Annotated in this window: 23 protein-coding genes and 1 tRNA gene; 8 read left to right on the forward strand and 16 right to left on the reverse strand. The window is 38.4% G+C overall.

The annotated features are described in order from the left end of the window. Positions 1-23: 23 nt before the first annotated feature. Positions 24-824, reverse strand: coding sequence for a formylglycine-generating enzyme family protein (locus ACFSVN_RS03175; protein ID WP_390298511.1), 801 nt, complete (start codon positions 822-824; stop codon positions 24-26). 120 nt (positions 825-944) lie between these two features. Between ACFSVN_RS03175 and ACFSVN_RS03180 the strand changes: the two genes are divergently transcribed. The 3 genes from ACFSVN_RS03180 (at position 945) to ACFSVN_RS03190 (ending at position 4,622) form a co-directional block, all read left to right on the forward strand. Continuing rightward, positions 945-2,210: a PAS domain-containing protein gene (locus ACFSVN_RS03180; RefSeq protein WP_390298514.1), complete on the forward strand. Its 1,266-nt coding sequence runs from the start codon at positions 945-947 to the stop codon at positions 2,208-2,210. A gap of 88 nt (positions 2,211-2,298) precedes the next feature. Continuing rightward, a complete protein-coding gene (locus tag ACFSVN_RS03185; protein ID WP_390298517.1) occupies positions 2,299-2,727 on the forward strand; it encodes a SufE family protein in 429 nt (142 codons plus the stop codon). Between the two features lie 62 nt (positions 2,728-2,789). Continuing rightward, on the forward strand, positions 2,790-4,622 hold the full coding sequence (locus ACFSVN_RS03190; RefSeq protein ID WP_390298520.1) for an ATP-binding protein: 1,833 nt from the start codon (positions 2,790-2,792) through the stop codon (positions 4,620-4,622). Positions 4,623-4,700: 78 nt separating this feature from the next. On the opposite strand, the gene ACFSVN_RS03195 is transcribed toward ACFSVN_RS03190, so the two are convergent. The 10 genes from ACFSVN_RS03195 to ACFSVN_RS03240 all read right to left on the reverse strand — a co-directional run bounded on the left by ACFSVN_RS03195 (position 4,701) and on the right by ACFSVN_RS03240 (position 14,296). Beyond that, positions 4,701-5,354, reverse strand: a complete 654-nt coding sequence (locus ACFSVN_RS03195) for an ATP-binding protein (RefSeq protein ID WP_390298523.1) — start codon at positions 5,352-5,354, stop codon at positions 4,701-4,703. 20 nt (positions 5,355-5,374) lie between these two features. After that, positions 5,375-8,341, reverse strand: coding sequence for a DEAD/DEAH box helicase (locus ACFSVN_RS03200; protein ID WP_390298526.1), 2,967 nt, complete (start codon positions 8,339-8,341; stop codon positions 5,375-5,377). 5 nt (positions 8,342-8,346) lie between these two features. Beyond that, the gene (locus ACFSVN_RS03205; protein ID WP_390298529.1) at positions 8,347-9,762 is read right to left on the reverse strand and encodes an EH signature domain-containing protein; all 1,416 of its coding nucleotides are present in this window, start codon (positions 9,760-9,762) and stop codon (positions 8,347-8,349) included. After that, the gene (locus ACFSVN_RS03210; protein ID WP_390298532.1) at positions 9,762-10,484 is read right to left on the reverse strand and encodes an OmpA/MotB family protein; all 723 of its coding nucleotides are present in this window, start codon (positions 10,482-10,484) and stop codon (positions 9,762-9,764) included. Before ACFSVN_RS03210 ends, ACFSVN_RS03205 begins: the two co-directional genes overlap by 1 nt. 3 nt (positions 10,485-10,487) lie before the next feature. After that, positions 10,488-11,984, reverse strand: a complete 1,497-nt coding sequence (zorA, locus tag ACFSVN_RS03215; protein WP_390298535.1) for an anti-phage ZorAB system protein ZorA — start codon at positions 11,982-11,984, stop codon at positions 10,488-10,490. Between the two features lie 185 nt (positions 11,985-12,169). After that, positions 12,170-12,265: a hypothetical protein gene (locus tag ACFSVN_RS03220; RefSeq protein ID WP_390298808.1), complete on the reverse strand. Its 96-nt coding sequence runs from the start codon at positions 12,263-12,265 to the stop codon at positions 12,170-12,172. 366 nt (positions 12,266-12,631) lie between these two features. Continuing rightward, entirely contained in the window at positions 12,632-12,805 is a 174-nt protein-coding gene (locus ACFSVN_RS03225; protein WP_390298538.1) for a hypothetical protein, read from the reverse strand. A gap of 187 nt (positions 12,806-12,992) precedes the next feature. Further along, positions 12,993-13,478: a hypothetical protein gene (locus ACFSVN_RS03230; RefSeq protein WP_390298541.1), complete on the reverse strand. Its 486-nt coding sequence runs from the start codon at positions 13,476-13,478 to the stop codon at positions 12,993-12,995. 167 nt (positions 13,479-13,645) lie between these two features. Continuing rightward, complete coding sequence (locus ACFSVN_RS03235; protein ID WP_390298544.1) at positions 13,646-13,939, reverse strand: helix-turn-helix domain-containing protein; 294 nt, start codon at positions 13,937-13,939, stop codon at positions 13,646-13,648. A gap of 87 nt (positions 13,940-14,026) precedes the next feature. Further along, entirely contained in the window at positions 14,027-14,296 is a 270-nt protein-coding gene (locus ACFSVN_RS03240; RefSeq protein WP_390298547.1) for a hypothetical protein, read from the reverse strand. A gap of 71 nt (positions 14,297-14,367) precedes the next feature. Here ACFSVN_RS03240 and ACFSVN_RS03245 point away from each other — a divergent pair, with 71 nt between their 5' ends. Then, complete coding sequence (locus ACFSVN_RS03245; protein WP_390298550.1) at positions 14,368-15,069, forward strand: SOS response-associated peptidase; 702 nt, start codon at positions 14,368-14,370, stop codon at positions 15,067-15,069. Positions 15,070-15,134: 65 nt separating this feature from the next. On the opposite strand, the gene ACFSVN_RS03250 is transcribed toward ACFSVN_RS03245, so the two are convergent. Together ACFSVN_RS03250 and ACFSVN_RS03255 are read right to left on the reverse strand one after the other, a co-directional pair. Next, complete coding sequence (locus ACFSVN_RS03250) at positions 15,135-15,824, reverse strand: hypothetical protein (RefSeq protein WP_390298553.1); 690 nt, start codon at positions 15,822-15,824, stop codon at positions 15,135-15,137. Positions 15,825-15,933: 109 nt separating this feature from the next. After that, positions 15,934-16,542 carry a hypothetical protein gene (locus ACFSVN_RS03255; protein ID WP_390298556.1) on the reverse strand — a complete coding sequence of 203 codons (609 nt, stop codon included), beginning with the start codon at positions 16,540-16,542 and terminating at the stop codon, positions 15,934-15,936. A 69-nt stretch (positions 16,543-16,611) separates the two neighbouring features. Here ACFSVN_RS03255 and ACFSVN_RS03260 point away from each other — a divergent pair, with 69 nt between their 5' ends. Together ACFSVN_RS03260 and ACFSVN_RS03265 are read left to right on the forward strand one after the other, a co-directional pair. Next, the gene (locus tag ACFSVN_RS03260; RefSeq protein WP_390298558.1) at positions 16,612-17,955 is read left to right on the forward strand and encodes a DNA polymerase Y family protein; all 1,344 of its coding nucleotides are present in this window, start codon (positions 16,612-16,614) and stop codon (positions 17,953-17,955) included. Between the two features lie 77 nt (positions 17,956-18,032). Next, positions 18,033-18,560 (forward strand): hypothetical protein, encoded by a 528-nt coding sequence (locus tag ACFSVN_RS03265; RefSeq protein WP_390298561.1) that lies wholly within the window; start codon positions 18,033-18,035, stop codon positions 18,558-18,560. A 302-nt stretch (positions 18,561-18,862) separates the two neighbouring features. On the opposite strand, the gene ACFSVN_RS03270 is transcribed toward ACFSVN_RS03265, so the two are convergent. Then, a tRNA-Arg gene (locus tag ACFSVN_RS03270) sits at positions 18,863-18,936 on the reverse strand. 204 nt (positions 18,937-19,140) lie between these two features. Here ACFSVN_RS03270 and ACFSVN_RS03275 point away from each other — a divergent pair. Both ACFSVN_RS03275 and ACFSVN_RS03280 read left to right on the forward strand, forming a co-directional pair. Beyond that, positions 19,141-21,738 carry a zinc-dependent metalloprotease gene (locus tag ACFSVN_RS03275; protein ID WP_390298564.1) on the forward strand — a complete coding sequence of 866 codons (2,598 nt, stop codon included), beginning with the start codon at positions 19,141-19,143 and terminating at the stop codon, positions 21,736-21,738. Positions 21,739-21,988: 250 nt separating this feature from the next. Further along, positions 21,989-22,333: an STAS domain-containing protein gene (locus ACFSVN_RS03280; RefSeq protein WP_390298567.1), complete on the forward strand. Its 345-nt coding sequence runs from the start codon at positions 21,989-21,991 to the stop codon at positions 22,331-22,333. Positions 22,334-22,428: 95 nt separating this feature from the next. Here the strand turns inward: ACFSVN_RS03280 and ahcY are convergent, their stop codons facing one another. Both ahcY and ACFSVN_RS03290 read right to left on the reverse strand, forming a co-directional pair. Further along, complete coding sequence (gene ahcY / locus ACFSVN_RS03285; RefSeq protein ID WP_390298569.1) at positions 22,429-23,745, reverse strand: adenosylhomocysteinase; 1,317 nt, start codon at positions 23,743-23,745, stop codon at positions 22,429-22,431. Positions 23,746-23,750: 5 nt separating this feature from the next. Continuing rightward, positions 23,751-24,287, reverse strand: a complete 537-nt coding sequence (locus ACFSVN_RS03290; protein WP_390298572.1) for a TlpA family protein disulfide reductase — start codon at positions 24,285-24,287, stop codon at positions 23,751-23,753.

Raw genomic sequence — 24,287 nt, forward strand, 5'->3', positions numbered from 1 at the left:
GCCCCCTTTTTATTTTAGGGCTTTTACTTATTAACGTTAAAAAGCTCATTCAGGAAACCTTGGTCATTCAGTGTTTCACTAGATACAGCACACCTGAAGCCAACGTCATTGTGTATCATCAGAGCATGCGTCCCCACCCGCCAAAATGTCTGATTTGTTTCAACTTCTTCATCGAAACTCCCACCCCGTATAATTCTAAGAGAACTTTCTTCTAAGTTATGAATACTGTCCGGGGTTGAATAATTCTGATAAAAAGAATCAATCATTTCAAGTACGTTACCACTCATATCATATAGGCCAAGATCATTGGGTTTTCTGCTGCCTGCCAAATAAGAAAAGGTGATATTTGAGTTTTTTGTGATAGCATATGATTCCAGGGAATCGGGGTCATTAGTTCCCGAATAACGTGTTATTTTTCCTCCTGAACGGGCAGCAAATTCCCATTCGGCTTCTGTGGGGAGTCGCCATCCCCAATAATTGCAATAAGCCTGTGCATCATGCCAATTGACATAAACAACAGCACGTTGCCCCCGGCCATAGCTTCGATCATTTGGTAATTCACGTCCTGTTTTTAACGCGAATTCATCGTATTGTTCAAAGGTGACTTCATATTTTCCGATATAAAAATCTTGAATAATAACCTTGTGGACAGGAAGAGCATCTGAATTGGAACGGTTGATAATATCTCCCATTAAAAAAGTATCCCCTTCTACAAAAACCATTTCAGGTTTGGAATTACTTGCTGTATTTTTAAAAATGGAACAACTGCTTACACCTAAAGCGATTAAAAATATCAATAGAATTCTTCGTAATAAATCATACATACTAAAATGATAGTATTAATGTAAATTAATTTCAAGAAAATGGAATGATGTTTACCAATACAGAGTTTTAGATTTGCAAAAAATCCCATAAGTACCTCTCACATAAGTAAACTGAACAAAATGGATCAGAAGTCAGACCAAAAGATTATAGATCAGCTTAAGCAATGTAGCAAAGATGAAGCTTCATTTTCGAAACTGAAGGAATTATATAAGGAGTTACATGAACGTTACCGGAATCTTCAGAAGCAGCTTTCATTGGTTGAGCAAGCAATTAAGTATGATTACGATTCTATACTTATTACTGAGCTGGATCTTGAGAAGCCCAGTCCCAAAATTGTTTACGTGAATGACGGTTTCACGAAAATGACAGGTTACACAAAAAAAGAGGTGATAGGGAAAACACCAAGGATTTTACAAGGTGAAAAAACAGATCGTCATGTACTTGATCGACTTAAGGAGAGATTAATTGAGGGGCAAGCTTTTTTTGGGCACACTGTCAATTATCGAAAAGATGGAAGTGAGTTTATTAATCAATGGGACATTCACCCTTTAACCAATAAAAATGGTGAGATCACACATTGGGTTTCTTACCAAAGAGATATTACAGACAGGAAGGAGTCAAGCAAGCTGGTTTTCGATGCCAATATGGATTTTGACAACCTGGTCGAAGAATCTAAAAAGACATTTGTAGATCTGGATATTCAGGGAAATATCATTTCTTCTAATAATTCTTTTAAAAATATTTTGGGATACGATGCTGATGAGCTGAAGACGGTTAAGATCTGGGATCTTGTTTCTGAGGATGATCAATCTGAAATGAAAGAATTATTTGCCGATTTCGATGCTAAGAGGATTAATGATGAACCATACCCATGGGAATTCAAGCAGAAAAGAGGTGAAACGGTCAAGCTTGAAGGAAATATCAACTATTTTGTAAGTAATGATGAAACCATTATTCGTATTCACTTTGATAATCTCTCATTACGAGACCGAATCATTGAAACTCTGAAAAAGAAAAAGAATGAATTTCAGGAGATCGTCGGGAAAAAAGATGAATTTACTCTTCGTTTTGTTTTAACAGAAGATGGGAAAATGGGCTGTAAATTCGTGTCGGATACCTTCCAAAGCATAACCGGTTTAAACCCCGATATGATTATTGATGAGGGAGTAAAAAAAGTAGTTCATGCTGATGATATCAATGATGTGGAAGCCGCACTTGAGCAAGCTTTTGAGGGCAAATCATCCAGTGTAAGTTGTAAATACAAAACTTCTGAAGGAGATTATGTTTCGGTAATTCAGTCATTTAAGCCGAATTATGGCGAAAATGGTAAAATGGTTGAAAGTGTTAAAAGTGTAGCATTGATCGAGTTGGGAGTAGAGAAATAAGACAACTCAATATTATTTCAGAAAAAGCCCGCCAGGTGCGGGCTTTTTCTTTATGGGGAAGGTGTGAAACCTTATATTCAAAATAAAAATGGATATCAAAGAAACAGAAGACCGTATAATCAGAGAATTTGAACTGCTAAGTGACTGGCAGGAAAGATATAAATATATCATCAAGCTGGGAGACAAACTTGAATCCATTTCCGATAGCGAAAGAGTGGATGAGAATTTGGTAAAGGGATGTCAAAGTCAGGTTTGGCTCGTTGCCGATATTAAAGATGGTAAAGTGATCTTTAAAGCGGATAGCGATGCAGCCATAACAAAAGGGTTGGTTTCGCTGATGGTTAGGTTCTATTCGGGCAGAGAGCCGGAAGTTATCCTCAATACCCCTCCTTCTTTTATAGAAAAGATAGGTATGGCAAAGCATTTATCACCAACAAGGGCAAATGGACTGGCATCCATGGTAAAACAGATGAAAATCTACGCAATGGCATTTAAATCCCGGGAAACGTTATCGTAATTTAATTGTAAGGGTCAAAATAATTCAGTTAATTCCCGCATTAATGGGGATTAAATATGGATATGAGTAAAAAATTCTCTCTAACCTGCATTTCAGACATAGCTCTGGGCAAAGACCTCAGGGGAAAAGTTGAAATTGTCGGTAAAAAAGCAGGCATGACGGTGTTGAACCCGGTTTCATTTTTCCTGGCCGGGGTTTCAATTTTATTTTTGGTTGCATTTCAGATCAATGAATCTGTTTCATTAACCTGGTTCTTTCTTTCGGAAGCAATTGCTTTTCTATTGATACCGCTCCTGGCCCGCCAAGGGTTTGAAAAGGCAGCAAAAATGCTTCTCATTGCATACGCTGATATAGGGATCGTAATATTGAGTGCTGTTTTTGGCGGCGATGCCATGATACAGGCCTTTTTTATACCGGCAATGGGCCTTTCCATTCTGATGTTTGATAATACCCAGGTATATTTGCGTAATATTGGTATTCTGTTGTCGATCCTCTCATATTTTATATTGGATTATATCATTTTTGAGCGAATCAGTATGAGTGAAAGCGGATTTTCTTTGGTCAGGTGGGCTGTATTAACAGGTTCCTTCGTTACCTCATGGCTTATTTTCAATACTTTTTCTCAGTTTAAAGAATCGGCTGAACAGCAAACTCTTGAACTCTTACAGAAAGAACAGGAACTGAATCAGGAACTGAGCAAGAAGCAGGATAAGCTGGAAACTTATATCAACCAGCTTGAAGTAGCTACGGAAGAACTCGCTAAAAGTACGAAAGCAAAATCTGAGTTTTTGGCGACTATGAGTCATGAGATCAGGACGCCTATGAATGCTATATTGGGTATGACCCATTTGCTTAAGCAGGATAGCCCACGAAAAGATCAGGTTGAGCCCATCAATATATTAGATTTTTCTGGACGAACATTATTGTCACTTATTGATGATGTGTTAGACTTTTCAAAAATTGAAGCCGGAAAAATAGAATTTGAAAACATAGAATTTGAGCTTAACAAGCTGATCAGTGTAATCATGGAAAGCTTCAAGGCTACGGCTTCAAATAAGGGTATAGAGCTTAAAAATGAAATTGAAGAGGGTATTCCAAATGTTTTGATCGGTGATCCGGCAAGGTTAACTCAGATATTGAACAACCTGGTTAGCAATGCCCTGAAATTTACCGAAGAAGGACAGGTAAAAGTAGAAGTCAGTACTGTTGGTGACTACGATGATGCAGTAAGGCTTAAGTTTTCTATTATGGACACTGGTATTGGAATTGAAGAAGAAAGGGTAGATTCGATTTTTGAGAGTTTTACGCAAGCCAGTCAGAATACTAAGCGTTTATTCGGTGGTACCGGACTGGGTCTGACCATCAGTAAACAACTTGCAGAACTTCAGGGAGGTAATATATCTGTAGAAAGTGAGGAAGGGGAAGGAAGTACTTTTATGATAGAATTGACTTTCGATAAAGCAACTTCAACAACTGAAGTTGAAGAACACACTAAGAAAGAAGCAGATACGCATACCATAACCGGTTTAAAAGTATTATTAGCGGAAGACAATGTGGTAAACCAGAAAGTGATGATACGGTTTTTGGAGCGCTGGAATATTGAGATGGAAGTTGTTAATAATGGCGAAGAAGCACTTGAGGCACTCAAAGAAAGTAATTTTGATGTTATTTTGATGGATCTTCAGATGCCTAAAATGGACGGTTATGAAGCCTCTGAGCAGATCCGAAAGCTTGATGACCCATATAAACGCAACACACCTATCATAGCCTTGACAGCAGCAGCTTTAAAAGAAGTTCGCGAAAGAGTTTATGCTGCAGGGATGAATGATTTTGTAACCAAACCATTCAATCCTGTTGATTTGGAGCAGAAGTTATTTAATTATGCCGACCGTTAGTATAGAAATAAAAAGAGCCGCTCCGTATCAGGGAGCGACTCTTGGGTTTTCGGGGTACAAATGAAATTCTGATCGGTACTAACTGTTTTCCGGCAATAATATGTAGAAGCTGGTACCCACGCCTTCCTTACTTTCTACTTTGATTTCACCGTTGTGCAATTCAATGAATTGCTTGACTATAGGCAATCCCATTCCTGTGCTTATCTCACCGCCAGTTCCTTGTCTCTGATGCTCTTTTTTCTTTTCAAAAAGGGTAGGAATGAATTCTTTCGGAATACCAAGTCCAGTGTCAGAAATCTCGCAATGAAGTTCTTTTTCTTGATCACCAATGATCTCAATATTTATGGAAACAGTATCTCCTTCATCGCTAAACTTAAGTGCGTTGCTTATCAGATTACTGAGTATAAATTTAAACTTTTCGTTATCCAGGCTGAATGGATGAGGGGCATCAATATTCGTAGTAATAGTGATCTTTTTGGCTTCAGCAACAGGTTTGTAGATATGGACCAAATCCTTTACCACTTTTTCCAATTCAACATCATCGAGAAGTAGAGTGGATTCGCCTTGCCGGAGAGAATTTGAGATCAGTTCACCGGCATACTTATCCGACACATATTTTAGAAAGAGCATGGTGAGCACATAATCCTTGTACTGCGAAGCATCCATTCCTCCCCGAAGTTCATCACAAGATTTCCAAATGGAGGCGTAAAGGTCTGATTTTTTTATGGGCATGATTTAAAAATATTTTCTTATTAGTCACTCATTGTTGAAACGGCTAAATCTCTTTCACTACCTTGGGGCAGTGTCATGATTGCATCCTTTAAAAAAAGCTTCCTGGATAACATATTATCTAATTTAATATCAAAACTATCTGCACCCGGTAATTTGCTAATAGGGTAGTAAATATGAACATCTTTTTCCTGTCCTATTCTATACACCCTATCATTTGCTTGTTCCTCCTTTGCAGGGTTCCAGTGTCTGTCTAAATGGAATACATGGTTTGCTGCTGTGATATTTAGTCCTACTCCCGCAGCAATTGGTGAAAGGATTATAACCTGAAACCCTTTGCTTCTTGTAAACTCATCAATAATTCCCATGCGGGTTTCAGTATAATCAGAAGATTTCACCTTAGTATCACCAGATATGATATCAGGTAGTACTCCAAAATCTTTGATAAGCCTGTTTCTCAACTTCTTTTGCATGGCTTTTGATATAACAAAAATTATCAGCTTCTCATGTTTAGATTTGACATCAGTAATTGTTGTATAAAGAGCTTTTAGTCTTGCTGAGTTTCCCCAGAATAGACGAGCATCTATTCCGTCAAGTTTTTCCCCACTGGAATCAAAAGTCATTAAAGGATGTAAGTAACAGTTTCTGGTTTTACTCAAGCAGGAGAGTGCAATGTTACCACTATCCGATTCAGCATAAATTTTTCTTATTTCCTCAATTTTAGTGATCTGGTCATCTGTAAGTGGTTGATCAAGGTGTTCAGAGTAGGTTATATCTTCCTGCTCAATACCTTTGTAATAATATTTATTAGGTAGTTCGTCAAGTACATCACTTTTTAATCTTCTTAGCAGAAATTGACCACTATCTTTGTATAGTTTTCTCCCAACTTCTATTTGTACCTGAGGATCACCGGAGTCTTTAATAGGGTCGACGTATTCTTTTATGAAAAACTTTCTGCTTCCAAATAACTTAGGGTTTGCTGTATCCATAAGACACCAATACTCCTCCAGCTTGTTTTCTACTGGAGTACCGGTGATCAATAATTTTAAATCTGCGTTCAAGGCTTTTGCAGATCGTGTTTGTAAAGCATCAGGGTTTTTAATGTTTTGAGCTTCGTCAAACATTACTGCTGCCCAATCTATTCGCGCTAATGAAAATTGATAATTTCTCAAACCACTATAAGTAGTTAATACAACTCGCCGAGGAACATCTAGTCTTTCCGTACCAAACTTTTTTCCAATTTTTAAACAGTATGAAATTGAATCAGGATTCATGTCCTGATCCTCATCTTGAACTTGAAGTCGTTCATTTCCAGACCTCAACCTAAATTCATCAAGATCTTCTTGTCCGTTTAATATCTTTACATCATGAAACGGGGTCGAAATAAAGAATTTTTCGATCTCTGATTCCCAATTTTTCAGTAAAGATAAAGGTGCAATAACTAAGAAAGGTTTGGGGGGATTATTGTTCTTGTTTGAGTGTGCAATGATAGCTTTCATTGCTACCAGAGTCGTAAATGTTTTACCAAGCCCCATATCATCGGCCAAAATACCCCCTTGGATATCTTTATTAGACTCTAAAGAAGCCTTATAAAGACTATATATCCAATCAATGCCCTCATATTGATAAGATTTCGGTTTATATTTTAAACTTTGATATGTGTCCTCAGGAACATGGGCCTCTTTAAATTTATCCCGAACGGCTTTGTTCTGATCATAGAAATCTATATCAAATGTTAGTCTCTTTTTCTCGGGTTCTTTTTCTGCTTTTGATTCGGAATCTTGTTTATAAGTTCCTTCATTAATTTTACTGCGTATTTGTTCTAATTCTTCCTCTAATACTATCTTCTCATCGGGTAATTTTACTTTCGCTCTATTGAAAACCATTGAAGAGCTATTTACCTCATAGGCTAAATCAGATTCTTTCTTAAAATCGTTTAAATCCGTCTCATCATGAATTACCTTTTCAATATCTTCAATTAAAGGAGGGTCTGCTCTCAAAAACCAATCATTATCTTCTCCATCTAAATCAGTAAAGCTGATTTTTGTATACTCAACAAGTCCTTTTACACGATAGGAGAACCCTGTATCAAGATCTATTAAATCTCCATTAAAAAAAGAACCGGGGTTGTTTAAAAAATCGTTTACGTCTTTTTTTGGGATTTTACCTTTTTTGAGGACTTCTTTTACAGCCCTATTTTTTTTCTCATCAAGCATTATTAGCTCATCATCAACATGCAATGTATTACGGTTATTATCTACTTCATTTAAAAGACTGAACTCTCTTTCTAATGCATGTAAGTTTTTAGAATCTACCCCCGCCAAATTAGGGGAGATGCTGAGGTCTCCATTATTTTCCTTAGTAATATTTAGGCTAACTTTTTTTGGCTCACTTAGTTTGAGATGTTTGAATCGAGACTCATCAATCTCAAGGCGGTCACTTTTAGCTTTTTTAAACAAGGCAACAATTTGATAATGGTCATTTTCATTATACGTGGACTTTCCTATATAGCTTAAGTATGAACTGAATGCGTTGTACTCTTCATCGGTTAAGTGGTAGTGATTTAAGCCTGCCTTTAGTATTGGCCCAAAAGGTGAGAAAGGTCTTTGCATTGGTGAGCTATCGGGTTTAAATACTACCTGTATTCTAAAATTTGGATCTGCTGCATTTAAACCCTTTGGTTTAATACTTATTATGCCCTTTAGCCTATTATCAATATGAATAAGGTCAGTTCTATCAAACCAATCTAAGTCATAGAAATCGTCCGTTTTTATATAATAGGCGTTATCAGTATTCGATTGTCTTACGTATCCTAAGTCAGCCAGTTGTTTATTTAAGGATAAATATACTTCAACAGTTTTATCATCTAATAAATCAAGATCCAGAGCCTTTAGTTTTTCATTGGCAAAACTTGAAAAAGTGAATTTTAACTCTTCCTGTGAAAACTCTACCAAAAGGTTTTCAGTAATATCATGTGTTATATTTGCCATGAATACTAAATGTTTAATTTATAAAACTCTTCATCTGTCAAAAGCAGATTTACATCAACTTCAACTTCACTTTGTATCAACCTTATTATTTTCTTTTTCCATCTCCCAAATTGGTCATGTGTAAAATTATATGCTGACCTGCCAGTGAAATTTTCGTACTCCCAATCGAGATTAGTGAGCCCTAAATATGTAAGTGATTTAGTGGAGGGTTTCATCAAATCAACTACATCATTCAAATCATAAAATACTCTCATAGCAAAATTGTGGCTTCCCTCAATAATGTGAAGCCTACCTATTCTCAGATAAATAACACATAAGCCTTGATGTGCATTTAAATTTGCTATGAAAGACTGATCTAAGTTTTTTCTCTTTTGTTTGATAAATCTTTTAGCTCTTTTTGGTAGGACCAACCTTGATTCATCTATTAATCCTTGAATTGCTAAGCCCTTGAGTAATTTTTTACGGCTTTCGTACATTCTTTGCATAGTTTTATTATTGGTTTCATCTGCAAAGTCTTCGATAGCATCCAAAAACAAAATAATGTCGTTATGCGAAAGTACTTTTATAAATTCATTTATTAATCTTTGGTCAATCTTAGACCACCACTTCACGTAATTTTCTGATCCTTTTGAAGATCTTGGGTCGGAAGCAATATCAAGTATTAAATCGATCCAATAGTGATGAAGATCGACTGAAGATAAATTTCTTAAAATTCTCCTCAATATTTCGTGACCAAGTAGCTCCGAGTGGTAAGGAACTTCAAAATACCCCCCTCTTTTTAAATCAGACGGCAATTTGCTTTTTTTCTTTAAATCAATTTCATCGATTCTTTTTAAAATATACCCAGACTCTATTTCTCTGAAAGTCTGACTGGAGTAAGAGATTTCGATTTTACTGTTTTGAATAACTTGTTTAGGTGATTTTCCTTTGGCGATCAAATAATCTACAAATGAATCAATAGGTTTATTAGATAGCAATCCAACTTCCTTTAAAAAACTCGTAGATATAATTTCATCATTGGTAAGATTAAGTATAATTTTTTCAACGATAATCTCCTTTGTTGAAAGTCCCAGATACAGGTTTTCTAAGTATGCGAGTTTGAATAACCTTTGAGAGTAGGTCGGAGAATTTTTTAAGCTCTTACTTAAATGCTCAATTATTTCATTATTGTTTAAATAATGGGTATAAAACTCAGGGTCATTTCTTGATAGATATACAAAAACATTAGCAGCAAAAGGGTTATTTTTAAGAATCTTTATTACTTCTTCGATTTTCGGTTTTCTGACTAATGATGTATAAATTTTTTGAAATACCGGAACTTTTTTGAGTAGATCAGTACTGTTTTTATCTACTTTCTTCGCAAGTTTTTCCCAACTTGAAAGATCACCCCATTGCTTAATAACTGGTTCTCTTGAAAGCATTATTCGAAATTTGTCATTATATCTTGCAAATCAAGACTTGTTGGGCGTCTTATAGTAAATCTGACATCTATTCTTCTGTTTTTTCGGTAATCTTCTAAACTCAATTGCTGATTTGTTGATGGTCTTGTTTCACCGTAACCACTTACTGAAAACAGTTTGTCGTTTTTACTATTTACTAACAAGGCTAAACTATCATTCGAAAAATCATTCCAGTAATTCCAAACTGATATTGCTCTAAAAGTTGATAAACCCCAATTACCCATTTCTCTTTCGGTTGGTCTAATATCGGTATGGCCTTCAATAAATATTGTGTCAAAATATTTTGAACTGCTATCTTCATTTATCTCTTCAAATAAGACCTCACCTATTCGGCGTAACTGATCTCTTACATTAGCACTTACTGGTATTTCATATTGATTTGATTTAAATGTAAGTGTTGATTCAGGTATACGTAATACACTGAAATTATCAGCAATTGTTACTTCAATATTCTCCTGCTCAAGACGATCTTCTATATCCTGTAAAATGTCCTTTCTTACCATTTCCGCTTTAGCAACTTCAGCTAAACTTTCAGTTACTACTCTTTTGGTACTCATCAATTCATAGATGACAAATACCATAACCAATAAAATAATTATTAAAAGTGATGAAAGGATATCAGCATATGTAATCCAGAAAGGATTTTCTTCTTCCTCTATACTGATATTTTTATGGTCGAACATTATTTACTCTACCTCTTTGGATCCATTCTTGTTTAATTCTTCAATGACGTAATTAAATTGGCGAGTAACATCTACCATACCTTTTGTAAATTCATATGTTTGTTGATTCCATTCGTTCATTCGTTCATTAGTTTGCTGCTCAACTTTACTAAAGTAACTATCCATCGTTTTATTTAGCTCAGCAGATATCTGATTTAGGTTATTTTCAACTTCACCTCTCATTTTTTCATATTCATTATTTAATTCGCTAAATGGCTTTCTTAGTTGTTGGGAGGCCTCAGCTATCATGCTATTTACCATCTCATTGTTCGAGTTTGTAACTTCTAAATTATCTGTAGCAACGTTGAATGATTGAATAATTTGTACGAGCTGATCGTGCACCTTTTTGATATTATTTAAATAATTCCCCAATGAATCTCTTGTCTCTTGAACAAATTTAAGTTGTTCATTGAATTGAGTTTTTGATATATCTTTTATTTCCTGCTGGTCTTTAATAACCTCTTCTAAATTATTGATAGCTCCTTCAAACTCAGTAATCAGATTTTCTTCAATAAAGTGATAGCTTTCATTTAAATTTTGAATGCTATCCTTAAGTCCACTGACCTGATCAGTAAATTTCTCCCTAAATTCTATCAATGCATCTTGCATTTCTTGATTCACTTGGCGGATTAACTCTTGCTGTTCAGCACCGGCATCGCCTACTTTTTCCAAAAACTCATCGACAAGTGTCGAAAATGCTGTTTCTGAAGAGTTCATAGCTTTATTAGCTATTTGTTCCATGTAAGGACTAATAGAATTTTCAAGACTTTCTTGTATACCTTGTTTTAGGTCATCTGATATATCACGAACCACTTCTTGTAGTTTAGATCCTAACTTTTCAGATAGCGCACCAATATGCTCCTCAGTAGATTTTGAATGATCTCGTATTTGGACTAAAGACTTCTCTGGATTTGTACGTGGATATTTAAAATCAACTAAATTTTGAAGGCGAGTAACACTTTTTCTTAAATCCGTTTTAAAAGCCTTCTCTTTATATGCAAATATGAGACTTAGCATTATTCCAAGTATTGAAGAAAGAAATGCAATAAAAGCTCCATTAATTACGCCCTGAACTCCTGTTCTTAATGTATCAATATCTTCACTTGAAACATCTAAATTCCAAATACCAGACAATAAACCTATAAAAGTAAAAAGGACTCCTACACCTATTAAGGCACTTGGAACCCACTTATAAATCTCATTTTCAAAGGTATTTGGGCAAAGTGATTTTACATTAAAGAAGTGTCCCGCATCAAGTGTATTTTCTATTTGATCATCATTAAATACTAATGACTCCTCAAACTCTTTCCAATGTTTAGCCAAAGGGTATCCTTCATACTTCTTGTAAATAACTTCAGAAATCAAAAAGTGCTTGTCACTTATATTTTCAAGAGTAGCTTCACTTAAAGCCTCTACTAAATTATCAATTTGTTTTTGCTCCTCCTCTTTATCTGCTTTCATACTTTGCAAGTGCGTAATAAACCCGTAGAGAAGTAGAAAACCAGAGGCCCCGGTTATTAAAAATGCCACCATCTTATTTTACTTTTTATAGAATTGAAAATTATAATTATTTAGTGAATAAATACATCAATTACAATAACATCAAAAACTTGAATTTGTCAGCCGTTGGTCTGATGATATACACGTTATCTTAGATACCTTAATTCTTGCACATCTTTTCTCTCAATAGCTTCTGAGCCGTTTCCCAGTCTAAGGTAGAAGTTAAGCCCCCACGCATATATCGATCCACTTCATGTAAGGAAACTTTAACGCCATCATTGAAGCCTTTCACCATTCCATCTTTATGTCCTTGTTGCATCCCTAAATAGTACCCGGCAAAGAACATTAGTGTTGACCCGATTAAATAAAAAAGAGCACTCATGATAAACCTGATCTTTGTTATTGGTTTAGTTCAAAATATATATGCCAACTGACAGATCCTGTCACCCTTTCTCCAATAATCTCTGAATTTGATAATGATTTTTAGAACTATTCAGGGTATGTATGATTTCTAAACATTTTCCAAATTGCATATATAATTCCAACAGTTGCTAATAGTGTTAACAACCACCAATTAGTAAGTATAAGAGCAAAAGTCATTTTTATCCTTAATTAATATCATCGAATATTTTAAGTAAACAGACTTCAATCTCTAAGGCTTTTAACAACTCTGGTTCTTTCATAAATTCTTTCCAAAGCTTTTCAGCCTCATTCTTTCTTAGCCTACCCCGTGCATAATTATGTATGAATTGTATGGTATTTATTAAATCTTTCTTTGTCATTTTTCAGGTGGTTCAGGTAAAAACGTAGCCCCTTCGGAATCGTTGTAATACTTTAACCATTCTTCTAATTCTTTTTTTTGCTTTTCACTTGCTCTGTCAGCTATGTAAAATCCCTTGTTATCGTCGTAAAGTAATAAATCAGGATAGGGGGGTTAGTGAAACTTGTCATTACGTGTACCTCTTTGGGTTAAAGCTCTCTAATAGCAAAACCTCTAACTTTTACCTTAGTCCAGTATACTCCGGTGTTAAAAGGTTGGTTCTCAAATCTTAAATTCACTACCGCATTTGCATCCCACTCAGTTGCAATGTCATACATCTCTGCTATGAGTGATTCTGTATTGAATATTTCTACAGCATAATATTCATAATTACGACCATCAAACTTTCTTTGTACTGTATATTGTTTCCCATTATTGGTCCAAATGTTATCATCCCCTACGGCAGTTCTATAGGTTCCAGCTGTTATTTGGATAATTTCAGGATAAAATTCTACTTCAATTATACCGACTGATTCATAATCACCACTTGGGTTTTCAGTAGTAAATCTGAAATCCTGCTCGGTATATTCTCTGAAATCTATCCCATAATATGAATATCCGCCATCCATAGTTAAGTCTGCAGTAGCACAGCTTGCTAAAATTAATACCAGGGCTATTTGTATTAGAGGTTTCATATGTATCTCCTAAAATTAAACCGGGTTATAAAAAATCAATGTGTTATCTAAATTATGCATGAAATGTAGACTTTCACATAAAGTAAGAGCGATCTCAAAGCAATTCCGTACAAAATATTTTAGAATAATTTGAAAATGGCCTTAGTAAACTACTAAGGCCAATATTGTTATCGTTCTTTTCTAATGTTATACAATCGATGATTATCAAGGAAGTCATAAAGAGGCTGAGTTGGGTACAAGATCTTTCTACCATGTTTCACATAATCAATTTGATTGGAATCACGTAAATGTTGAATAGTTCGACTACTCCACCCGGTTAGCTCCATTACTTTTTCTTTAGTCAGATAGGGTGGGGTTACGGCCGTTGAAATGGTTTGCTTAATGTCATTTAAAGCTTTTGAAACTGCATTATCTACTGCTTCAGATATTACCTGAGTGATATGTTCTTCTAAATTACTCATTGGTTCTCCAATTTAGTTAAAGATGAATTGGAGTTTATTTCATAGTAAATATTTGAGCAATAGATTTTCGGAGGCTGGTCGTTGTTGCTATTGAGGCGATTCGCCAATCTGTTCTAAATATTCATAATAATCCAGCTCCGGAAACCCATCCGTACCCTCTCTTTGTAGCTCCAGCATTTTCTGTTCAATGTCATGAATAACTTGAGTTCCTTTTTCAATGGTAGGCTGATCAATCCACTCGATATCAAAATCTCCAAAGCCGGAACCGTACCAGTAAATCCATCGAGGCTTCTCCAGGTGGATTATTCCATAAAGGACCGAACGGTAAATATGGGCAAATTTATCTTTTTCAGGCATGGATTATAAATCTCGCTAAGAAATCATACTTTCAGGTTGTAGTTACTAAAAGCATTTAAAAGAAGAAAGCCATGTGTGGAAGATACGTCCTCTACCAAGAACTCGATGAAATTAATCACTTCCTGAACAGCGTTGAAAGCGAAAGGTATCAAGCGGATGGTAATGGTAGGTACCGCCCCAACTACAATGTAGCCCCTACCAGTATCATGCCAGTGGCTTACACCAATGAAGATGGGAAGAGAATACTGATGCCGATGCACTGGGGCTTTATGGGATGGAAGCCTAAAGAAGGAGATCGCCCATTTCTGCCCATCAATACCCGTGACGATAAGATTACCAAAAGCCGCATGTGGAAAGGACCGTTTCAACATAAGCGCTGCATTGTGCCGGCCAACGGTTTCTATGAGTGGACTGGAAGTAAAGGAAATAAAACCCCTCACTTTATCTATCCAACGCAAGGTAAACTCATGGGTTTTGCAGGGATCTATAACGATCTTGCGCCGGAGGATAAAGATACTGACTTCTCTTATTCGATCATTACCACCGATCCGAATAAAGTGATGGAGAACATCCACGACCGGATGCCGGTGATTCTACACCCAGAGGAGTTTGATGACTGGCTGAATCCTGAAAATGAGGATCCAAACTATCTGAAAGAGTTTTTAGAGCCGTATCCGGATGATGGGATTGATGAGCATATTGTTTCTAAGGCTGTCGGGAAGGTGCAAAACAATGGGGCTGGGTTGATTGAGAAGGCTGATTTATTTGGGTAGTTGTGGAAACTCATTTATAGTGTGATAAAATCAGATTAAGGCATGAGCTGTATTATAAATAAGCATTAATCCAATGAGTCTGGATCTGCAAGATTATCAACATAATGATCCCAGGTATCAATACGGAAATCATAATCTTGATCTCCGTAAATCCATCCAAATAGGTTTCCCATATTAGCATGAGTTTTCCGTGTTTGAACCGTTTTATATAGCTGTCCTTTTACAGCATCAGTCCAACCTGATAGGAATGCTTTCCTTCTATACTCATCAGGATCTTTTCGAATATCGTTTATAGATCTATTTTGATCTGAGTTATTTGTGGTTGATGATTTTACTATGATGGGATGAAGGGCAACTTCTACTCCGTTTTGGTTGCAAAACCATTCAAGATCCGTTTCACCTGCAGAACATAAAGCAACTTTGCGAATCTGTGAAGGGTTAAATTTGCGAGCTAATAAAGAGCTTCCAACAAGCACTTGTCCAATAACATTTCTATTAAGAGTACGTTTTGCTTCTATAAGATGAATTTCACTTCCATCTAAAGACTGTTTTAAATCTTGTATTGTGTATTTCCCAGGTGAGTAAACTTCACTTTTTGATCCTGGCACTAATACGCCATCAATTCGTCTGGCATTAAGAATATCTTCGGACCCACCGACACGAACTTCAAGAAACAACTTTCCGGGATTTTCATTTAGATATTTATAGAGTAGTCGATCTTCGAAGGTGGTTGGTGTCCAAGATATACTACTCATACTGAATACTTGATTGCTCAGTTTTTAGGTTTGCTGTATAACATAAGTTTTATGCAGGAGGAAAGTGCAAAAAAACCATATAAATTTACAAATCAGTTAATGAGTATGCTCATCGCACAAAAAAGAACTCTTCATCCACTTCCTGCATAAACCGCCAGTCTAACTGATCAAGGATGTAGATCAGGTGGAAAAAGCGTTGTTCGTCTGTCTCTACGACATAGTTCAGCTCTTTGGTGATCATGGTGTTTTCCATGTGACGGGTGGGTATCTTAGTAACCTGAGCAGAAGGTAGTTTTCCTGAACGAAATCGGTACGGTTGCATTCTTAGGATGAGGGGAAATTCGGTTCCGTCATATTGTTTCTTGGCTTCTTCTTCCGGCAGGAGCTCAAACCGTAACGGCTGAATGCGATGTGCTCTTGAAGGTTTGTGCTTGTGACGATCTACGAGCACCAGCATCCGGTCGATGGCTTTGTCTTCATATCCCGGAGACTTCTCCAGGGACCAAAGCAGCTGCTCTTCATCAAAGATCAGGTTCAGAATCTCCCCGGACTTCGTTTCCACAGTGTAAAAGGACTTACGAACTCCTCCGTCGATCTTACTGTGGCATGAGCGCACACGTGCGATATCTCTGCGATACGGTGGTCTCCAATCGGGATGCTTGACAGGTGCATACCGGGAGAAAAAAACCAACACTTCGATTAAAGGGAATTTATTCATGACCAAGTTTTTTTTGGTCGTAATAACCTACACACATATATTTTACATATCAATATGTACAAAGGAAAAATGATCAAAAAGAAACCCCATCCATACCAGCCCGAACACGATGTCTACCGGATCACCCTTTATAACACGATCTATCCTGAGCATCAGCATCGATCGAAAAAAGACCGGCTGTATCTGCACTTTGACTTCGCCTGTTTCTATGCTCAGGTGGAACAGCTACGATACAACATGTACGGACTTCCGCTGATCATCGGAGGGTGGAGAAAAGACAATGGACAAGTTAAAGGCATTGTAGCGACTGCCTCCTATGAAGCGCGAGAGTTTGGTATCAAGACAGGCATGAGTGCGTATGAGGCATGGAAGCTTTGCCCGCATGTGTGCATGAAGCAGGTAGATTATGACTCCTATAAAGCCATCTCTGAGCAGGTGCATTTTATATTCAAGGAGTTTGCCCCGGTGGTAGAGCGGTACAGTATGGATGAGTACTTCATGGAAGTAGATTTTTTGTTAGGGAAATCCCGAGAAGAGATCGACGACTTTGGCAGGAGGCTACAACAAAGAATCTACGAGGTCACTAAACTGGTAGGTGCCGTTGGGATTGCCCGATCTAAAACCTACGCCAAGTTGTGTAGCAGTTTGGATAAGCCCAAAGGAAGAACACTTATTCTTAGCAATGATGATGAACGAGCACAGATCTGGCCACTGGAGCTGGATGAAGTCTGGGGTGTAGGAAGACGGCGACATGAACATATTCTGGCTGAAGGTTATAAAACCATTGGTGATGTTGTAGAACGTGGCAACGAAAAAACATTCATCCGCCTGTTTGGAGCTAACTTTGGCAAGATGCTTTATCAAACTATTACCGGACAAGATCAGGGACGGGTCATGGAAGAGATCTCTGAGGACTATAAACCTAAACAGGGAGTCAGCTATGGGCACACCTTCTCTGAAGGCTCCACAGAATTAGATCGTATCAAGGGAGAGTACGCCATCGCCGTTCAACATATCTGCTACCGAATGCGAGCCTATGGTATACGTGCCAATTCTTTCTCCGGCATGTTTGGCTTTAACCATCCGGATAAGCCAGGTATAGGTTTTCGGTTCGTTACCCAGGCTCATACAAACATCGATGACTATGTGTATGAGTCGCTAATGAATAAGATTGAACCCGCCCTACGAAAAGCATGTGAAAATGGAATAGAGATTCGAAACCTTTGGCTGGGCACCAAGGAAATCGACAAAACCGATCAGCTTAATGTGTTCTTTCAAGATGACGAAGAGAAGGTGGCACGAACGAAAGCCATGGATGAGATCAAGAATAGGTTTGGGCAGAAATATATTACTAAGGCTAATGCGTTAACAAGGGTGAAGGGGAATACACATTTTTTGGAGAGAAATGGGTGATGAGAGGATAAGTTGGGGTCCAATTGTATTTTTATTAGTTTTTTCTAAATTCATAAAAATTCACTTAGTACGAAGTCATGCCGAATGATTGGTTAGATAAATTGATGTATTACACGTTCAGATCTGGGACACAGAAAGCTTTTGATGAAATGCAGAGGGAGATGCACGAGGATATTTACCATGCCGATATTGATAGATATAAAGATGTATATGATCACCTTAAAAAGAAAAAGAATATCAGTGAGAAGGAAAGAGAAAAGGCTTTACGTGAGATTGAAGCGATGATTGAAAATGCAATTAAAACAAAATATACCTTTAGTCCTTTTGAGCATAGAGAAGCGATTGAGGAAACGTGGGGCTTTAAGGAAAAAAGAAAGGCTGAGGCAAAAAGGAAGAAAGAAAAGAAGGTAGAGGTAACTTTTAAGGATGAGTTCATAAGTAATATTTACAAAATGCTGGAAGAACTCTCTGACATAGATGACCAAAATCATACAAATGAAGAAAGAATCGCTTTAGAGAAAACCAGGGAGACGGCATCTTTAGTGGTAAGTATTTTAAGGGATGTCTACAATGGTGATAAAAAACACTGCAAAAAGGTAAGCTAACTGATTTTATTGAGTTAGTTGATATCGTTGTTAATGATGAAGATGAATATTTTGGGAGCGAAAAAAAGCAAGCTGACCCTGATAATTATAGAAAACATGTCGAAGAAAAATATGCGCCAATTTACGAAGAGGTATCCCTTTACTTGTATCTAACTTGACTAATCTTTTTAGAGAAAATAGAGGTGAGACATCACATTCTGTTACCCCATTGTTACCCCGAGTTGGTTTCTGCAAGGTCTGCCTAAAATAAAAAAAGCCTTTGTTTTGCTGTAAGTTCTTGCAAGACAAAGGCTTTTAGTATGTACACCCGGGGGGATTCGAACCTCCAACCGCCTGATTCGTAGTCAGGTACTCTATCCAATTGAGCTACGGGTGCAAATAATTGAGAGCATCAAAGATAAGAATATCATTACTGCTGGGCAATTAATTTACGGAACAAAAAAATGAGTACAATACGGCTGCGTCTGAATTCTGTTTATAGAAATAAAACGTTTCTGCTTTGAAACTTTATCGGTGGTGTTGCTTATAGTGAAAAGTTTCTCTAAATCAGAACTTTAACAATAATTCAAAAAATTTCGCTATGAAGAACATATTACTGATAGCCGGCCTTTTACTTTTGTTGCCCGGAATGGTGGTTGCGCAAAAGGGCGAGGACGATGCTGAAAAAGAAGATAAGTTTGCAGAGCTGACCAAAGATGCGGAGCATTTGGAAGGCTTTATTGATCTCTACAAAACAGATGAAAAGCTGTATATGGCTGTAAGTAAGGAAGACCTGAATAAAGAGTTCCTTATGAATTTTGAAATTGCTCAGGGTATTGGTTCATCCGGACTGTATGGCGGAACCATGTTGAATATTTTTGAAGGGCTTTTGGTTCGGCTCGAAAAAAGAGAAGGCAAGATCTTCTTGGTACAGCTTCCACACCGTTATAAGGCAGAAAAGGGAACTCCTGAGGCAAAAGCCGTGGAGCTGACCTATGGCAACTCCGTATTGGAAACTGCAAGCATTGAAGCCACCAATGAAGACAGCGTGATGCTGCTTGATGTATATGGTTGGTTTGTCGGGGATCTTTCAAACATAACTCAGAACGTGCAATTTGCTGTATCCTCGCAACCGGGACAGCCGGGGCGTGCTTCTCTCGATAAAGCTAAAAGCTATATCAAATCAATAAAGTCATTCCCGATGAACACAAATGTTACTGCAAGTCTCACCTTTAATAATGCAGAACTGGGAGCCCCGCGAACTGTGGCGGACGGAAGGTTTATCCCTGTATCTATACATTATACTATGGCGGCTCTCCCTGAAGATCCCATGGAGCCGCGAATGGCGGATGACCGTACCGGGTACTTTATGACGGTTCATAAAGATTTTTCAAATGATGATGACACCTTCTTTCAGCGATATGTGAACAAATGGAGGCTTGAGTGTAATGGTGAGCCGGGAGCAGACGGACTTTGTGATCCTGTTAAGCCGATCACCTATTACATCGATCATACCGTACCGGAGCGCTATCGGGAAGCAATGATGGAAGGGGTGACTGAGTGGAGTAAAGCCTATGAAGCCGCCGGTTTTCGAAATGCCGTACGTGCCGAAATGTTGCCTGAAGATGCTGAAGCAGAAGATATTCGCTATGCTACGCTTCGATGGAATGTATCTGATCAACCGGGATATGGTGCGATCGGTCCCTCTGTTGTAGACCCGAGAACCGGTGAGATCCTGGATGCAGATATCTTATTCGAAGCAAATATGTTGCTAGGCGATAAGAATGAATACCGCGAAATGGTAGAACCTCGCGCAGCTATTGATGAGATCTTCAATGTAACTTCTGAAGAGATCGGACAGATGAAATATGGCGAAACGGCATCCTTTTTTGCTGAAATGTCGATGCAATTGGATATAGTAAAAAGCGTACTCTTTGCCAAAGGATCGATGAACCTCGGCGATCCGGTTCCGAAAGAATTCGTTGATCAGGCCTTAAGATGGGTGACCATGCATGAAGTAGGGCATACCCTCGGCCTTCGCCATAATTTCCGATCCTCCATAGACACTCCGCTCGATAAATTACATAATGAAGAGTGGGCAGTAGAAAATGGAGTTTTCAGTTCAGCCATGGAATATCCTACTGTGAACCTTTCTTCAGAGGGAGAGTCAGCAGATGGATATTATTATAACCCAAGCGTGGGAAGTTATGATCGCTGGGTGATCAGCTACGGCTATACTCCGGATGCAGAAAAGGCTAAAGAGATCGCCCGCCAGGCTGCCCAACCAGGGCATGCGTACGGAACCGATGAAGATGCACGCGGTGCCGGCGCGGTAGATCCACTCATCAATGTGTATGATCTGGGTGATGATCCGCTGGCTTGGGGTAAAGATCGTGCTCAGTTATTGCAGGGATTGATCCCGGAAATTCCCGAGATCGTTTTGGCAGATAACATGCCTTACTATGAGGCTACAGATCTTTTCAATACGTATTTCTTTCAATATTCGCGAACCCTGGCTCCTGCCATCAAGTATATTGGTGGGCAGTATCAGTACCGCGATCACGTGGGGGATCCTAATGGAAGAATGCCGTTTGTGGCTATCCCGAAAGCAAAGCAACAAGAAGCGCTGGATATGATCATCGAATATGCGCTAGATGCGGATGCCTTTGAACTTCCGCAGGATGTATTCCAGCAAATGGGAGCAAACCGATGGAGCCACTGGGGTAATTCAAGTACCTATGGTGGTCGAATTGATTATCCGCTTCATTCACAGTTAGTAGGTATTCAGTCTTCGCTGCTTTCGCAATTATTGAATGGAACTCGTTTAGAGCGAATCCGTGATACGGAAATGAAATTTGGTGCAGAGAATACGGTTACCATCCCTGAACTGATGGGAACTATCACTAATGCCGTTTGGAGTGAAGTTTGGTCTGCCCCCGGAAGCAATGTCAACAGCAACCGGAGAGATCTTCAGCGAGCCTATCTTGATGAGATGGTTGAGATCGTAACCGATGCACCGGCCAACATGCCGGCGGATGCCCGTTCAGTTGCCCGACATCAGCTAACCGACCTGAATCAGCGAATTACACGTCGATTGACACCACCATATAATTTTGATGCATATACTGAGGCGCATCTGCGTGAAGTGAGCGCCAGAATTGAAAAGGCACTGGAGGCGGGACTTAGTTTAGAAAACTGATTCAATACAATTTTAAAATTAGCAAAGCCCGATCTGATAAAGACAGACCGGGCTTTGTTTTTATAAACCTATTTCGAAAATCTTAAATTAAAAGGACTCATGGTAATCAATCAAACTGATTTTAAAGAAACGTTGGGCAATTATTTATGTAACATACTCTTAGAATTTTAGTATAATCAAGTTGTTAAAAAGTGGAAGTTAATCCAGTTTTTTAGTTTGTTAAGCATCATTTAATTAAATCATTAAGCCAATGAAATACAGTGTTTCGGAAAAGTACAATTGCTTGATCATAGAATTGAAGGGGAATGTTATGGGTGGTCCGGACGCAGAAACATTCAGGGATGAACTTCACAAGCTGGTAGAAGAAGGAAAGAAAGAAGTAATCGTTGATCTTGGGAAGGTCAAGTTTATGAATTCATCCGGACTTGGAATTTTGATCGGCGGTCTTACAACCATGAAAAATGCGGGCGGTGAACTAGTGATCTGTCAGGCAGATAAAAAGATCGAAAGCCTGTTGATGGTTACCCAGCTTATTAAAGTATTCAATCACTTCCGCACTCTGGATGAAGCTATTGCCCATTTCGGAAATGACTGATAATTAAAAATCCCGCACTAAGTTAATAATGCGGGATTTATGAATTTAACTGACCGACTGAATTCAAATTCAGGCGGTTTTTTTATGCTTAATTATTAGTATCGATACTGATCTGACTTGTAAGGTCCTGTAATAGGAACACCAATATACTCAGCTTGATCTTCCGTCAGCGTCTCAAGGTCCACTCCAATTTTGGATAAGTGCAGTCTTGCTACTTTCTCATCCAGCGATTTTGGAAGTACATGTACACCCGGCTCGAATTCTTCCGGACGATTCCAGAGTGCAATTTGCGCCAACGTCTGATTAGTGAAACTGTTACTCATTACAAAAGAAGGATGTCCGGTTGCATTACCGAGATTCATCAATCTTCCCTGAGATAAAAGCACCACTTGTTTACCGCTGTCATTTAAGGTGAAGATATCCACCTGCGGTTTGATGTTCTCTTCTTTGGCATTTTTCTTCAGCCACGCAACGTCAATCTCATTGTCAAAGTGACCGATGTTCCCAACAATGGCTTTATCTTTCATCTTCTTGAAATGACGGTCTTTGATGATGTCCTTGTTTCCGGTAGCGGTTACAAAAATGTCGCCTCTTTCAGCGGCATCATCCATTTTTTTCACTTCAAAGCCATCCATTGCCGCTTGCAGGGCACAAATAGGATCGATCTCGGTTACAATAACACGGGTTCCGGCGCCTTTAAGAGAAGCGGCCGTTCCTTTTCCAACGTCTCCATATCCGGCTACAACAGCCACTTTTCCGGCCATCATCACATCGGTGGCGCGACGAATAGCATCCGCGGCTGATTCCTTGCATCCGTATTTGTTATCAAACTTAGATTTGGTAACAGAGTCGTTCACGTTGATCGCAGGAATAGTAAGCGTTCCTTTCCGCTCACGCTCTATCAGGCGAAGAACACCGGTCGTGGTTTCCTCAGAAATTCCATTGATACCTTCCACTAATTCCGGATAGCGATCCAGTACCATATTGGTAAGGTCTCCACCGTCATCAAGGATCATATTCAAAGGCTCTCCGTCAGGGAAGAACAAGGTTTGCTCAATGGCCCAATCGAATTCTTCTTCTGTCATGCCTTTCCATGCATATACAGGAACACCGGCTTCAGCCATTGCAGCTGCGGCATGATCCTGAGTAGAATAAATATTACATGATGACCAGGTTACGTCTGCTCCCAATTCTATCAGTGTTTCAATAAGAACGGCAGTCTGGATAGTCATATGCAGACAACCGGCGATGCGGGCACCTTTAAGTGGTTGTTCGTCTTTGTACTCTTCACGGATAGCCATAAGGCCGGGCATTTCAGCTTCAGCCAGGTCAATTTCCTGTCGGCCATAATGGGCCAGTGAAATGTCTTTTACTTTATAGGCTAACTTTTCTTCTTCTTTAACTTGTGGCATAAATCTTATGATGTTTTGTTTTGTTTTATAATTTCTTTCGCTTTTCGGTAATCACCTTCAGGCCCTGCTGAACCCAATTCGGTTTGGATTAGGTAACCGGCGGGATCAAAATATACTTTGAATGGAATACCGAGTTTTATGATCTCATCTCCAACTTTTTCAGTGTCAACAGTATATACAAAGTCATACTCATTTTTATCCCTGAAAGCCTGAACATCTTCAATGGTATCTGAATTGTTCAGATTAACGGCAACTACAACAAAATCGTCAGGGTATTCATTCTGAAGGGAATCTATAGTTGGAAATACCTGCAGACAAGGTCCGCACCATGTTTCCCAAAAGTCGAAAAGAACGACTTTACCTTCGAAGTCAGCTACCGTAACCTGATTTCCATCCAGGTCGGTGAAAGTAGCATTCCAAACCGTCTTATCGATCATCTGGTTTTCATCACTTAGATCGCGTGGGTTGTTGCGGGTTTCACCACAAGCAAGCATGAGTGCTGATAATGCTGTTATAAAAAAGATTATTTTAAAATTTTGCAT

Source organism: Gracilimonas halophila (assembly GCF_042684365.1).
GTDB classification, from domain to species: domain Bacteria; phylum Bacteroidota; class Rhodothermia; order Balneolales; family Balneolaceae; genus Gracilimonas; species Gracilimonas halophila.